14 protein-coding genes and 6 tRNA genes are annotated in these 14,441 nt (G+C 39.6%); 15 read left to right on the top strand and 5 right to left on the bottom strand.

Features of this window, described 5'->3' with window-relative positions:
- Positions 1-147: 147 nt before the first annotated feature.
- Complete coding sequence (locus RI561_RS08170) at positions 148-1,239, bottom strand: hypothetical protein (protein WP_395079741.1); 1,092 nt, start codon at positions 1,237-1,239, stop codon at positions 148-150.
- 190 nt (positions 1,240-1,429) lie between these two features.
- Here RI561_RS08170 and RI561_RS08165 point away from each other — a divergent pair, with 190 nt between their 5' ends.
- The 7 genes from RI561_RS08165 (at position 1,430) to RI561_RS08135 (ending at position 3,291) form a co-directional block, all read left to right on the top strand.
- Entirely contained in the window at positions 1,430-2,485 is a 1,056-nt protein-coding gene (locus tag RI561_RS08165) for a glycosyltransferase (RefSeq protein ID WP_395079740.1), read from the top strand.
- A 60-nt stretch (positions 2,486-2,545) separates the two neighbouring features.
- Positions 2,546-2,619, top strand: a tRNA-Pro gene (locus tag RI561_RS08160).
- 68 nt (positions 2,620-2,687) lie between these two features.
- Positions 2,688-2,761 (top strand) — tRNA-Arg (locus RI561_RS08155).
- Between the two features lie 25 nt (positions 2,762-2,786).
- Positions 2,787-2,857: transfer RNA gene (locus RI561_RS08150), tRNA-Cys, on the top strand.
- Positions 2,858-2,906: 49 nt separating this feature from the next.
- Positions 2,907-2,979 (top strand) — tRNA-Glu (locus RI561_RS08145).
- A 104-nt stretch (positions 2,980-3,083) separates the two neighbouring features.
- Positions 3,084-3,157, top strand: a tRNA-His gene (locus RI561_RS08140).
- 61 nt (positions 3,158-3,218) lie between these two features.
- Positions 3,219-3,291, top strand: a tRNA-Glu gene (locus RI561_RS08135).
- Between the two features lie 51 nt (positions 3,292-3,342).
- Here RI561_RS08135 and RI561_RS08130 read toward each other — a convergent pair.
- Both RI561_RS08130 and RI561_RS08125 read right to left on the bottom strand, forming a co-directional pair.
- On the bottom strand, positions 3,343-3,744 hold the full coding sequence (locus RI561_RS08130) for a hypothetical protein (RefSeq protein ID WP_395079739.1): 402 nt from the start codon (positions 3,742-3,744) through the stop codon (positions 3,343-3,345).
- 64 nt (positions 3,745-3,808) lie between these two features.
- Complete coding sequence (locus tag RI561_RS08125) at positions 3,809-4,759, bottom strand: glycosyltransferase family 2 protein (RefSeq protein WP_395079738.1); 951 nt, start codon at positions 4,757-4,759, stop codon at positions 3,809-3,811.
- Between the two features lie 80 nt (positions 4,760-4,839).
- Between RI561_RS08125 and RI561_RS08120 the strand changes: the two genes are divergently transcribed.
- On the top strand, positions 4,840-5,160 hold the full coding sequence (locus RI561_RS08120) for a MerR family transcriptional regulator (protein ID WP_395079737.1): 321 nt from the start codon (positions 4,840-4,842) through the stop codon (positions 5,158-5,160).
- A gap of 6 nt (positions 5,161-5,166) precedes the next feature.
- Here the strand turns inward: RI561_RS08120 and RI561_RS08115 are convergent, their stop codons facing one another.
- Positions 5,167-6,096 (bottom strand): heme A synthase, encoded by a 930-nt coding sequence (locus RI561_RS08115; protein ID WP_395079736.1) that lies wholly within the window; start codon positions 6,094-6,096, stop codon positions 5,167-5,169.
- A gap of 80 nt (positions 6,097-6,176) precedes the next feature.
- Between RI561_RS08115 and cyoE the strand changes: the two genes are divergently transcribed.
- On the top strand, positions 6,177-7,085 hold the full coding sequence (cyoE, locus tag RI561_RS08110; protein WP_395079735.1) for a heme o synthase: 909 nt from the start codon (positions 6,177-6,179) through the stop codon (positions 7,083-7,085).
- Positions 7,086-7,281: 196 nt separating this feature from the next.
- On the opposite strand, the gene RI561_RS08105 is transcribed toward cyoE, so the two are convergent.
- Entirely contained in the window at positions 7,282-8,025 is a 744-nt protein-coding gene (locus tag RI561_RS08105; RefSeq protein ID WP_395079734.1) for an RDD family protein, read from the bottom strand.
- Between the two features lie 150 nt (positions 8,026-8,175).
- Between RI561_RS08105 and RI561_RS08100 the strand changes: the two genes are divergently transcribed.
- From RI561_RS08100 to RI561_RS08075, 6 genes are all read left to right on the top strand, one after another.
- Positions 8,176-9,138, top strand: a complete 963-nt coding sequence (locus RI561_RS08100) for a stage II sporulation protein M (RefSeq protein ID WP_395079733.1) — start codon at positions 8,176-8,178, stop codon at positions 9,136-9,138.
- Complete coding sequence (locus RI561_RS08095; RefSeq protein WP_395079732.1) at positions 9,125-9,946, top strand: hypothetical protein; 822 nt, start codon at positions 9,125-9,127, stop codon at positions 9,944-9,946. Before RI561_RS08100 ends, RI561_RS08095 begins: the two co-directional genes overlap by 14 nt.
- A complete protein-coding gene (locus RI561_RS08090) occupies positions 9,943-10,650 on the top strand; it encodes a DUF4129 domain-containing protein (RefSeq protein WP_395079731.1) in 708 nt (235 codons plus the stop codon). The genes RI561_RS08095 and RI561_RS08090 overlap by 4 nt, the downstream gene beginning before the upstream one ends.
- Entirely contained in the window at positions 10,650-11,852 is a 1,203-nt protein-coding gene (locus RI561_RS08085) for a DUF4350 domain-containing protein (protein WP_395079730.1), read from the top strand. Before RI561_RS08090 ends, RI561_RS08085 begins: the two co-directional genes overlap by 1 nt.
- Entirely contained in the window at positions 11,849-12,841 is a 993-nt protein-coding gene (locus RI561_RS08080; protein ID WP_395079729.1) for an AAA family ATPase, read from the top strand. The genes RI561_RS08085 and RI561_RS08080 overlap by 4 nt, the downstream gene beginning before the upstream one ends.
- Positions 12,842-13,048: 207 nt before the next feature.
- On the top strand, positions 13,049-14,389 hold the full coding sequence (locus RI561_RS08075) for a DUF58 domain-containing protein (protein ID WP_395079728.1): 1,341 nt from the start codon (positions 13,049-13,051) through the stop codon (positions 14,387-14,389).
- Positions 14,390-14,441: the final 52 nt, after the last annotated feature.

The raw sequence follows: 14,441 nt of genomic DNA, 5'->3' as shown, positions 1-14,441 counted from the left end.
AATCATAACTTATATCACATATTGCTTAAACGACTCAGAGACGATCCGCTTTGACTCGTTTGCTTCATAAGACCCTTCTTAAATAAGATTTACCTAAATGATGGCCTTCTATTAAGTTAGAAGGCCATTTTTATTGACAGTCAGATTCTAAAACTGAACCTGTAATTTTAAGGTTTTATTTAATCCTTTCAGGATATAACGATCACTGCCTTCTCTTTCAATTCGTAATGGCAACAAGTTAGTGGTGCTTAATGCAGAATTATACTCTTGCCGTTCTACTGACCTTTGTTCAATATTTATGGCATGCACCTCAACATCATTCAGCACAGAACCGGATTGCGTGGCGGTTAAGGCTAAAATAGTCTGATCTTCAGGGATAAATTCAGCATAAACCAATCTGGATCTAAAACTGGTGCTTCCGATTCTTTCACCTGATAAAGTAGAATAAACTCCAACCCTGCCGTTTGATCTCAGAGTTACAAATTCTCCGTTGCTGGAGATAACGGCGTCTTCAATGGTTTGATCAAAACTGATACTTACCAATCCATTTCCAAAACGGTCGAACATCGAAAACAAATCATCACTTCCATTTTGATAGGTTAAAATCCCGATAAATTGTCCGTCTTCACTAACATTAATATTTCGAATTTCTCTGTTGTTGCTGCTAAATAAGTTTGTAGTAGTGAAATTGTTATTTACAATTCGAGCCCTGGAACCTTCAACTCCATTTCTGACAATTGTAGGGTTGTAAATGACTATTGTTTTAAATGCAGGATCAGCTGCCAGCTCAGATACAGACTCCCCTTCTGTACTTTGTGAACTATTTGAGATGGACTGCTTGATATCTCCCCATGAATTAAAGAACAAGAAGTTGGCTATGTTTTCACGCACAACATAATTACCATTAGCTTGAGCATAAACCTTTACTGAAGAATCACCACTTTTAGGGGAAAAAGACGAACTTGAGAATAGTTGCATGCCGCTACCTTCAAAAATACTTACCTCAGATAAACTTAAAAGAGTAGATATTGAAGTATGTTCATTTATTGAGGAAGACTGAATACCCCCATTTATAAAAGAAAGTTTATTACCTGATATGTTAACAATATGCCCCGCAACCGGAAACTCTCCAAAACTGTTTGAGCGGGTAGCCGAAGTTTCATTAATTTGTACCGACTGGGCTTGTAAGGTCGCCATTGTTAGCAACGAAATAATAAAAGCTGATAAAAATATTCTCATTTTTGAGTTAAGGAATTTTAAAAAGGATTTAATGATTTGGCCTAAAATAACACAAATATTTGTGCTTTTAAGTTTGTAATTACATTATGTAACCAGTACCATCTAAAAAAAATCTGTGATTTCTATTCTAAGTGTTTTCCCCCCTTACCGAGGAGGAATAGCAACATTCAGTGATTATTTATATAAGAACTTGAAAAAGAAAACTGAAGTTAGGGCCTATAACTTTAGTTACCTATACCCCTCACTTTTGTTTCCCGGAAAATCTCAGTTTGAAACTGATTTCAATGAAGAAGAATATGCAAAGCCGGTTTTACACTCTTCCAACCCATTTAAATGGAAAAAAGCCGCAAACGAAATTTTGAAGGATAATCCAGATCATTTAATTATATGCTATTGGCATCCCTATTTTGCCCCGGCATTCATGAAAGTTGTCAACACACTCAAAAAAAATAATCCCAGGATCCGCATTCACTTATTGGCCCACAATGTAGTGCCTCATGAGAAGTTTCCTATGGGCGAAATTTTGTCAAAAAGGTTAATAAACCAATCAGATAATTTGATAGTAATCTCAGAGAAAAGCACAAAAGAGGCTGAAAATCTTGGCGTCAAAACGAATGTAACAAAACTCTTTCATCCAGTCTATGAACAATCTTTCCCGGAAGAAACTGAAAGTGAACTCCGAACCAAGTATGGAGTAGAGGAAGTAGAACATGTATTTCTGTTTTTTGGTTTAATTCGCTCATATAAAGGGTTAGATATTATGATCAAGGCTCTTAATAAAATTGATCTGAAAAAACATAAGATAAGACCTTTGATAGCAGGAGAATTCTATGCTAATAAAAATGATTTATTATCAATGATAAAATCTGAGCACAGGGATTTTTATATAATAGTGGATCGATTTGTAAGTGATTATGAAATGGCTGAAATTTTCACCATTTCTGATGTATTGGTAATGCCCTATAAGTCTGCAACCCAAAGTGGAATTTTAGCTAACGCTATAAATTTTAATGTACCTGTAATCGTCTCAAGTTTAACAGGATTAACTGAACATGTGCACAAAAATGTAAACGCATTTACCTTTGAACCCGGTGATATTGAAGGGTTAAAAAATGATATCATAAAACTTACCGATAAAAAAACCCGGGAAGCCTTTAAAGAAGCTCTAAAACCGTTAAAAAGCGATCTTAGTTGGTCCACCTTTTCTGATGAGTTGCTACACAAAATAAGTAAAGAAAATCCATAAAACTATTTGCCTGAAATAGCTTAGCTTCGTATTTTTGGAATCTGTCTTGAAGACAGTAACCGGGGAGTGGCGCAGTCCGGTAGCGCATTCGCTTTGGGAGCGAAGGGTCGCAAGTTCAAATCTTGTCTCCCCGACTAAACGAGATTTCCTGATTACATTTATATCAGGAAATCTCACTTTTTTTGACATCTTGTTAAGTTGAGCGCCCGTAGCTCAACTGGATAGAGCAACGCCCTTCTAAGGCGTAGGTTACAGGTTCGACTCCTGTCGGGCGTACTAGCTTTTTGCTTTTAACACAAAAGGCGACATGGCCGAGTGGTTAGGCAGAGGTCTGCAAAACCTCGTACGGCGGTTCGAGTCCGCCTGTCGCCTCATTTACCAATGGCTTTGCTCTTTTTTGACTTATTGAATTTTTATCTATGCCGCGTTCGTCTAGGGGTCCAGGACGCCGCCCTTTCACGGCGGTAGCACGGGTTCAAATCCCGTACGCGGTACTAAGCTTTGCTTGCAAAGCTTAAATTCCAATAACCAAGTATCAATTTCCAAACTATAAACTTTTGAAAATTGAGATTTGGAGCTTGGAATTTAACAAAACACGGAGCTCGTAGCTCAGTCGGTTAGAGCGCTAGGTTGTGGCCCTAGAGGCCGTGGGTTCAATTCCCATCGGGCTCCCATTTTTACTAAACTGTGGATATTAACCATCCACAGTTTTTTTATTGAAAAAATTTTTAATGCCGCGTTCGTCTAGGGGTCCAGGACGCCGCCCTTTCACGGCGGTAGCACGGGTTCAAATCCCGTACGCGGTACATCTAAAAAGCCTTGATTACTTCATTGTCAATCAAGGCTTTTTTGTTATTTCAGTCTTTTACCAAGGTGATGTTTAAAAAAATATTTCCTTCTGAGTCTATATCAGATTCATCAAAATTTAGTTCATAAGTATATGATCCTGGCGAAAGAAAACTTTCCCCAACATAGTCTATAGGCTGTAAGACCGCTTTCTTACCCTGAATATAAGTTTCAATATAAGCGTATCTGTAAGCCTTTTTAACTTCTTTATAAACACTGTTTGCCCCGCTGTTAATATTACCATACTCTACTTCTTCATCTGGAAAACTTACAACCAGATTTTTCATTTCATATTCCGAAAAATTTTCAATCCTTATTTTTACTTCATCACTATCGGAATTAAAAATATCAGCGCATCCATTTACTCCTATAAACAAGATGCCTAAAAGAACAAAAGATTTTTTGAAATACATGTGGACTCCATTAATGTTATTCGTCCCAAAAACAACGTCTCTATTAGATAGCAAAGTATCAGATCTAAACTTTTTCTCTAATACGAGGCTTTTGTCCTTCTACATTATTTTTATTGATCATCTCTCCCAAAAGTCCTGTTGAGAGAAGTTGAACTCCCAATACCATTAATAAAATACCCAGAAATAATAATGGGCGGTCGCCAATGGCTTGTCCCAATATCAATTTGGTATATGCAATATAAAGATTAATTCCACCTCCTATCAGAAGCATAAGGACACCAATTGTCCCAAAGAAATGCATTGGTTTTTGAAGATAGCGTTGTACAAAAGTCAGCGTAACCAAGTCTAAAAAGCCATTCATGAAGCGAGAAAGACCAAATTTCGTTTTGCCATATTTTCTGGGATGATGCTCCACAATTTTTTCAGTAATTCGTGTATAGCCTTCTTTTTTTGCGAGCATTGGTATATACCTGTGGAGTTCTCCATACAAGTAGATGTCTTCCACAACTTCAGCCCGATACGCCTTCAACCCACAGTTAAAATCATGAAGCTCAATTCCGGCTACTTTCCGGGTTACATAATTGAAGAATTTAGATGGAATGGTTTTCGAAATAGGATCATGACGTTCTTTTTTCCATCCACTCACCAAGTCATAGCCGTCCTTTAGCATTTGAATCATTTCGGGAACTTCGGCCGGGTCATCCTGCAAATCAGAATCCATGGTAACTACATAGGTACCTTTGCTGGCTTCAAAGCCGGCTTGCAGGGCTGCGCTCTTCCCATAATTATGGCTAAAGGCAATCCCATGTATATTACTATGCTTTTCGGAAAGCTTTTTAATTTCACTCCAGGAAGTATCTGAAGAACCATCATCTACGAAAAATATCTCGTAGCTATACTCTCTGGACAATGCATCTTCAATTTGTTGTGAAAGCTCCGCCAATGATTCTTCTTCGTTATAAACGGGTACTACAACACTTATATCTATTGGGCTATTCGACGTTTTTGTTTCCAAAATGTATGCTTTTATATATGTTCAGAATTGATTTACTTTCATACCATTAAAAACAGTCTAAAATACACTTTCTGCCTGCTATGAAAAAATTGTATTACTCCATGGGTGAAGTCAGCAAACTAACGGGATTAGAACCTCATGTTTTGCGTAACTGGGAAAAAACGTACACTGAACTTAAACCAAAAAAAAACAGTGCAGGAAACCGGGTTTACAAAGAACAAGAGCTTTCCCTTATTTTTAGGATAAAAGAACTCTTACATGATAAAAAATATAGTCCTGAAGGGGTAAAGGAAATTTTGAATGGTGAAGCTAAGAAACCTAAACCTAAGTTAAGTGCAGAAGCTCGAAAAGATCTCAATGAAATAAAGGTATTTTTAAATGAGCTGCTCGAGAGACTCTGAAACCGGTTAAATATTTTTGTTAGCTGACCTCACCACCAATATCATTAAGAATTGGGCGCATATCATGAATGCCATTCCTACCAAGTGTAGCACCTGTAATATTCTCGGCATATCCAGATAATAGAGACCCACTCCTACCAGCACCTGCGCAAATACCAACATCACATTCCAACGCCCCAGCTTTAGCACCAACCCTTCGGCTTTATATCTGGTGAGAATATAGTATAAGAATCCTCCGGCACATACCACCAACCAGGAGAAACTTCGATGGATGGGGAAAATAGTGTCAACACTATCCAGCCACATACTCCTCGGTAAAACCTCGGCTGCATTTTTTATGGCGTCTATTGCTTCTCTGACCTGCGTTCCCAATACAAGTTGTACCATAGATACACCGGACAGAATCCAAAGGGTCAAGAGTAGTTTCTTTCTAAATTCTTGTTCAATTCTGACTTTTAGAAAATCACTTGTAGCCTTAAAAGTTGCATACAATAAAGTTGTTATAATCAACATCGCTACCAACATATGGACGGTTATCATTCCCGAATGCAGACCCGTTTTAACAACTACACCTCCCAACCATCCCTGGAAAAGAACTAGCACAAAGGCAGCAAAAGAACTATAAAAAACGGTGGGTTTACTCTTTCGATATTTGAAAGACAACACAAAAGTAGCCAAGATTAAAAATCCAATGAGTACCCCCACTAATCGATTGACATATTCAATCCAGGTGTTGTAAACATTAAACTGGTTAGCATTGAATTCAGACGGAAGATCTGCTAAACTTGTGGGCGGTATCCACATACCGAAGCACTTGGGCCAATCCGGACAGCCTAAACCGGCACCTGCTGCGCGGACCAACCCACCTACTAAAATCAAAAATAAAGTAGCCGCAACTGTTATAATTGCAGTTTTTTGAAAAGCATTTAATTTCATGTTAAAAGACTGTCAAATATGGGGAATAATAGTTAAATTTGGGGCTGCACAAATTAATTTTTTGTACCTATCAAATTTAAATGAATTCAGCCGAAGAAAACATCCTTATCAAGAGATCTGTGACGGATGTTATTTCCGATTATTATCAACTTACCAAACCGGGCATAACTATGTCCGTTCTGGTAAGTATGTTAGTGGGTTTCATCCTCGGCAGTGGAACTAACATCAATTTTAGCATTCTCATTCACGCCCTGATAGGAACTTATTTAATTGCCGCCGGAACCGGTGCTCATAACCAATTTATTGAGCGTGTTTCCGATGGATTGATGAAGCGTACTTCCAAACGCCCTCTTCCCGACCGACGTATTGATTCTAAAAGCGGGATGGTCTTTTCCATGACTCTGATTTTTTCCGGGCTTTTGTATCTCATCCTGATGGTAAATGCCGTTGCAGGAGCCGTTTCTTTTGTTACAGCTCTTATTTATTTGGGCGTTTATACTCCTATGAAAAAGGTGTCCCCCATTAATATTGCCATTGGAGCAGTCCCTGGGGCACTTCCCCCCGTTGGAGGCTGGGCCGCTGCTACAGGTAATATTGCTGAACCGGGTATGTGGCTTTTATTTGGAATTATGTTTTTCTGGCAAGTTCCCCATGTGCTATCAATAGCATGGTTATGCAAAGATGACTATTCCGGTGCCGGTCTTAAAATGCTTCCACGCAAAGATGAGATGGGATACAAAACCGTTTTTTGGTCGATGATTTGTACACTTTCTTTATTCCCCGTAACCTTTGCTATGTATCAGCTTGATATTTCCGGGATGATCTTCCTTGTTCTAGGCACTATCTTCGCACTTGGCTTTCTGGCCTACACCATCAAGTTTGGACTTGATCGAACCAAAGCTAATGCCAAGCAAATGATGTTCGCATCCATTGCCTACCTCCCCCTTGTATGGATTGCTGTTTTTGCAGATCGCTTTATTTCTTTTTAGCACAATTATTTATTTAGCCACAAAAACTCTAAAACACGAAAGTGTTTATATTTCAAAAAACCCTCAAACTTTTTTAATGTGCCCCTATAGTTTCTGTGTTGTATTCGCAAAGGGACAAAGATAAGGTTCAAATCCTCAGTATCTGCCCAACACTTTTCTATCTTATACCTATATATTTTATCGGAATTCAATTTCCTCACTTCCCATGAATGGCATTATAATCTTTAATAACGGTCTTAAGGAAATCATCAGCCCGCATTTCGTGATCCTGAATACTCAATCGCTCTTCTATTTTCTTTCTTGTTTTCTGTAGCATTAGAATCCAATTATCATATTCATAATGCGGCCTTGAATCTAATACCTCCTTTATGATCCGAATGTCATTATCATCAAGTTCTGCTACCTGAGGGAATACCGGTTCATATGCATCGGCCACTTCAGCAAATAAGGTATTATCCAAATTGACCTTTTTACGTTCTTTAATGACACAGGTTTTACCCAAAATATCCCCAATTCTTTGTCCTTTGCCGTTCATAATTATTGCTATGAAAGCAACCACACCGCTGGTCATTGTAATTTCAATGAGACGAAATAGCCATCGTACCAAATAACCGCTCAAAGTTGCCCGGGTTCCATCAGTTTTAACGACCCGAATACCTACTATTTTCTTACCTAAACTGTATCCATTTGAAACGGTCTCAGAAACCAAATGATATAACATCATCGGCAATACGATAAAGGCATAAAACCCCCACATCGAACTACCCAATACTGAAGGATCTGTACCGCCAATTTCATTTACATACCCCCAAATCCATACCCCCACCAGGTAATATACTCCTATGAAAAACCCATCCAGGAAAAAAGCTAATATCCTCTCTCCTACACCTGCTGGTTCATAGCTTAGTTTTACGTGCTGACTCGTCTCAATTCCTACCATTTAATTGATGATTGTTAATTTTTGATTGATGAATTTACTCTCACTTCATCACCAATCACTTTATCACTATTTTACTATCTTCTTTTCGAACAAATTGAGCGTGAAGTTATATCCATGCTCGGCAAAATGAAAGTGGTTTAGACTATCTGAATGAGGGAAGTAGCTTTTTTAAGAAAAAATGCAGATAAGTGGAAGGAGTTTGAGCAACTTCTAAAGGATAAATCTTTCGATAATCCCGATAAACTTGCCGAACTTTATATAGAACTAAATGCTGATCTTGCCTATGCTCAAGCCAATTACCCCGGCAGTAAAACTGAACAGTATTTAAATCAGCTTTCAGTGATGGTACATGATGAAATCTATCGCTCTAAAAAAGAGGATACCAATCGGCTTATAACCTTCTGGACGCAAGAACTTCCCCGTCTTTTTGCATCCAAACAAAAGGAATTGCTGTACAGCCTCATCGTATTTAGTGTGGCCATTGGAATCGGAATTCTTTCATCTGCCAATGACCCGAGTTTTGTCCGCTACATTATGGGAGATGCATATGTAAATATGACCATCAGTAATATTGATGAAGGTGACCCTTTGGCTGTCTACAAAAAAGCCGAAGAGCTGGACATGTTCTTTGCCATTACCATCAATAATATTCGGGTTTCTTTTTATGCTTTTGTCAGTGGATTGCTTACTTCAATAGGTGTAGGACTGGTTTTATTAAATAATGGGGTGATGGTAGGCGCCTTCTTACACTTTTTTGCTAAATACGGCTTGATTGGGGAAGCTCTTAGGGTGATTTTCATTCATGGCACCTTAGAACTTTCTGCTATTGTAATAGCCGGGGCAGCAGGATTTGTTGTCGGTAATGGTTTTTTATTTCCCGGCACCCTTTCCCGGAAAGAGTCTTTTATAAAAGCAGGACGGGAAGGCTTAAAAATGATCGTAGGTTTGGTTCCTGTGTTCGTAGCGGCCGGACTGTTAGAATCTTTTGTAACCAGATATACACAAATGCCGCTCTGGTTGAGCTTGATTATAATATTGGGTTCTTTAGCATTCGTGATTTACTATTTTGTAATTCTACCCCTAAAATTAAAACATCAGGATGAACGACTTTAAGCTTCAAAAATACCGTGACCTCGGTGATATTTTAACCGATTCTTTTTTATACATCAAACATCACTATAAATCTCTCGGTAAAGCTTTACTGCTGCTGGCTGCACCCTTCTATCTGATTTCCGGTTTTTTAGTGGGGGATGCTTATAGCTCATTCTTTTCAGCCATGTTCAATAATCCTGAAGCCGCTGAGAGTATGATAACTCCCGGGTTTATGATTGGGATGCTGATGTTGGTCATGTCTTCAGTAGCACTGATGACGGTTACCCTTACTCACATTGGTGTAGCAAATGAACAAGACACTGTTGAACTCTCTGATATCACCGACCGTTTTGGGATGAATTTCATCATGCTCTTCCTGCTCTATGTCCTTATCATTTTGGCCGTTTCTGTTTCATTCCTATTCTTCATTATTCCCGGTATTTATGTGGGAATTAAATTATTTGTCTCTCCTACTGTTTCAATTCTGGAACGTAAAAATCCCCTTGAAGCCATTACCCGCTCATGGCAGTTGGTACAGGGACACTGGTGGTTTACCTTTGCTACCTACTTGGTTATGAATATTGTTACAAGCTTTATGAGCTATGTTTTGATCATTCCTCTTGGCATTGTAATGAGCTTCTTTTCTTCGGCAGGGGCAGAATCAAGTCAATCTTTTGTGAATATGATTGGGATACTATATGGCCTGATGATTTTATTCGCTTCTCTTTTCACCGTGATTCTTTTAATAGCTTTAGCACTCCATTATTTCAACCTTATTGAGCGAAAAGAAGGAAAAGGCTTAAAAGCACAAATCGAGGAACTGGGGTGATTGCCAAGCTGCTATTAATTTTTATGACCGGTGTGTTTATCCCACCGCAGGATACCACCAACTTCACTCTTCCGGTTGATAGCAGCGATATCCACGCCCGAACCGTAGATTCCCAGACATTAGATTCTTTAACCTCTGATGAAGTTTTTAGCTACAATGAGGTAGCACCAAACCCGGAAACTTTATGGAGTCGCATTCAGCGCTGGCTCATTCAGACCATTGGATATATCATGGATAACCGATGGGTATCTGTGGCTATTCGATTTATCTTTTTCTTGATCTTTGCCATCGTGTTTGTTGGCTTAATCAATCAAATTTTAGGAGGGAATTTAAGCAGTGCTTTTAGCAAGAAATCGGGGGCCGAATCTCTTTCTTTGAATATTAAAGCCTCCGAACTTCAAAAAACAGATTATGATGTCCTCTTGAATAAAGCCTTATCAAATCAAAATTTTCGAGATGCAGTACGAATTCTATATTTAAAAGCATTACAGCAGTTAGATCAGTCAGGTTTGATCACTTGGAAGCCCGACAAAACAAATTACGACTATGTAAAAGAGCTAAATGCCCATCCGGTTCACAGTTCCTTCAAAAAGCTTACTTATTTTTATGAGTATGTAGAGTACGGACATTTTTCTATTGATGAATCTGGCTTTAATAATGTGGAACGCATTTTTCGTGAATTTTCAGAAAAAACTTCGGGGTGATGTTTCAAAAAGAACGAACATATTATTTCATCCTCGGGACACTCATCACAATTTTTGTACTTGTTGAAGTGTTTGAACCCAAGCCCTTAGACTGGACCGAAAGTTTTTCAAATGAAGATACCATCCCATACGGAGGCTACCTGATACATGAAATGTTACCAACCGTCTTTCCCGATGATTCCATTTCTGTAAACCAGTCTCCCCTTTTTGAATTTACTGATACCACTAATCCCCAAAAAAACTGGGTTTTCATAAACCGTTCGTTTGGCCTCGATCCCTATGAGACAGAGATTTTACTTAGTCAGGTTGAAAAGGGTGCCCGGGTTTTCATTGCTGCAAGATCATTCAACCAAGCTTTTGCTGACAGTTTGAAATTGGGAACTCGCATGAATAACCCTTTTTTAGGGGGAGGAATCATCCTTGATGAAGATAGCGTCCTTGTGAATTTCACCAACCCAAAATTAGCTTCAAAAAACGGCTATCCCTATCACCGATCAACAACAGAAACGTATTTTTCGAGTTTCGACTCCACGAGAACCGTTCGCTTACTTGGAATCAATAATGAAGAAAACCCAAACTTTATTCAGGTGAGTGTTGGGAAAGGAGAGTTATTCCTTCACGCCAATCCAACTTTATTTACCAACTATTTTGTGCGAAATAAAACCGGAGCTGATTATGCAATGACCGCACTTTCCTATCTTCCCGAAAAGACCACCATTTGGGATGAATATTATAAAGATGTTCGCTCTTCCGGTGGAAGTGTTGTACGGTACGTCGTTTCTGAAAAGCATTTGAGGTGGGCCTGGATATTGAGTCTTTCCGGTGTTGTGCTATTCATGATTTTCAGAGCCAAGCGACGGCAGCGTATAATTCCTGAAATCACCCCTCCAAAAAATTCAAGCATTGAATTTGCCAAAACGATTGGAGATCTCTATCGTGAGAAAGGGGATCACAAACTCATTGCAGATAAGAAAATCAACTTTTTCTTTGACTACATTCGGTCAAACCTAAATCTTGATACTGATATCCCCACTCAGGAACTTATCAAGGATGTAGCAATCCGTTCCGGTATCCAAAAAAATGAAATTGAAGCAATATTTGATCTAATCGATGTCCTCTCTCAAAAAGAAGAAATTTCCACAAAAGAACTTAAGTTACTAACCGACAGAATTGACCAATTCTATAACCTCAGCCAACGATGAACACAGAAGATAAAGACCCTACACCATTTGAAAATCGCACCGATCTTTCCGGACTTGAAAGTCTGGTTGACTCCATCCGAAAAGAACTTAAGAAAATTATAGTCGGACAACAGGAGATGGTAGATTTACTAATTGCAGCCTTACTGGCTGATGGTCATGTGTTAATTGAAGGCGTCCCCGGAGTCGCCAAAACCCTAACCACCAAACTGCTTGCGCAAACCATCAGTGCTGATTTCTCCCGCATCCAGTTCACTCCAGACCTAATGCCTGCTGATGTAATCGGAACCTCGGTTTTCAACCCTAAAACCACGGACTTTGAATTCAAGGAAGGACCTATTTTTTCGAACCTCGTACTCATTGATGAAATCAACCGATCTCCGGCCAAAACCCAGGCAGCACTTTTCGAAGTGATGGAAGAGCGACAAATCACCGTGGACGGTAACACCTATTTTATGGAAGCCCCATTTATGGTTGTAGCCACTCAAAACCCTATTGAACACGAAGGCACCTATCGACTTCCGGAGGCACAGCTCGACCGATTCTTGTTCCGCATTGATGTTCCCTACCCTTCCCTTGATGAAGAAATTCAAATTATCTCGGGAAGTTACGCTCGAAAGAATACTCTGGATATAAGCGCTTTGGATAAAGTTATTTCCAGTGAAGAAATTGCAAAACAGCGTAAGGTGACCGCCTCCATTCATGTTGAGCCGGAGCTGATGAAGTACATTGCTCAAATCATCCAGAATACGCGGAATAGCAGTTCAGTTTCTATTGGAGCATCTCCAAGAGCATCGATCTTTGTGATGAGAGCCGCCCAAGCCTGGGCCGCAATGAAAGGCCGGGATTTTATCACTCCGGAGGATGTGAAGGAAGTAATTAACCCGGTTTTGAGACACCGAATCACCTTAACTCCTGAAAAAGAAATGGAGGGAATGAAACCCGATCAGGTGATACAAATGATTCTTGAAAAGGTGGAGGTTCCACGATAAAATTTTAAAATATTGAATTTCTGAACTGAAAAGTCCTCCCTTGAGGGAGGTGCCGATCCCGAAGTAATCGAGAGAGGCGGTGGGTGTTGGTGCTAAAGCTTATGTTACCTTGGCCCCAACACCCATCCCGGCTAAAGCCGTACTTCCCTCAAGGGAAGACTTTCTGATTAAGCAGAGGACTTTTAGCAATAGAAAGAAACCAAATAAATGAACCCACTAACCGTCTTTAAACAAATTCATCTATCAAACCTGTTCTTCCAGGTGTTGGCAGGAGTGGCTTTTACTTTTCTGGTAGGGTATTTCGTGCCGGTGGTGGGGGCGTTTGCGGAGGTTCTGTTTTTGGGATTTGTACTTATTTTCGGGATTGATTTAGCCTTGCTCTTCAGTAAAAAAGAGCCGGTTTCGGGAAAACGTTTTGTACCGAAGCGTCTTTCTAATGGTGATGAAAATACCATCAGGCTTCATCTTGCCAACCGATATAACTTTAAAATTCAGGCGGAAATTATTGACGAGATTCCCCATCAGTTTCAGCTTCGGGATTTTAGCATTCAATCTGAGTTTAATGCAGGTGAAGAAAAGGATTTTACCTATGAACTTCGTCCTACCGAACGCGGTGAATACGATTTTGGAAACATTAATATATTCTTGAATTCCGGGATTGGATTTGTGCGCCGGAAAATTTCAATTCCTGCTCAGGAAACCGTGCCCGTGTATCCCTCATTTATTCAAATGCGGAAATTTGAGATGTATGCCATTTCAAATCGGTTGACTGATATTGGGGTGAAGAAAATCAGGCGGGTGGGTCATACCATGGAATTTGACCAGATTAAAGAGTATGTGCGTGGCGATGATGTACGCTCTATAAACTGGAAGGCTACAGCCAGAGCCAATGACCTGATGGTGAATCAATACCAGGATGAACGGTCCCAAAATGTCATTAATGTCATTGATACCGGAAGAGTGATGAAGATGCCCTTCAACGGGCTCCATTTGCTTGATTATGCCATTAATACCAGTCTTGTGATCTCCAATATCGCCCTTCTTAAAGATGATAAAGCCGGACTCATTACCTTTTCCAACAATCGTTCTACGGTTGTAAAACCTGAGAAAAAACGAACGCACATTCAGCGAATTCAGGATGCCCTCTATAATCTTGATACCAACTTTGTTGAATCAGATTACGAGCAATTACTGATTGGCCTTCGCAGGCATGTAAACCAACGGAGCTTGGTACTCCTCTACACCAATTTCGAAACCTTCTCTTCCATGGAAAGGCAGCTCCCCTACCTCCAGCGAATTGCCAAAGATCACCTTTTGGTAACCATCTTTTTTGAGAACACAGAAATGAACTCACTGATATCTAAAGAGGCCGAAACAGTCAGAGAAATCTACACCAAAACCATTGCCGAGAAGTTTGCTTTCGAAAAGAGACAAATCGTCAAAGCCTTACATCAACGAGGTATACAAACCATTTTGACCCCGCCCAAAGAACTGTCAGTAAATGCGATTAATAAGTATTTGGAATTAAAGTCGCGGGGGTTGATTTAGGGGGCAGCTATCAGCGGTCAGACTTCAGCTGTCAGTTACTTTAACCCCAATT

Origin of the sequence: Gracilimonas sp., from assembly GCF_031581265.1 — a bacterium.
Lineage (GTDB): Bacteria > Bacteroidota > Rhodothermia > Balneolales > Balneolaceae > Gracilimonas.
The sequence above is the reverse complement of the archived record's forward strand: the minus strand, read 5'-3'. Positions and strand labels throughout refer to the sequence as shown.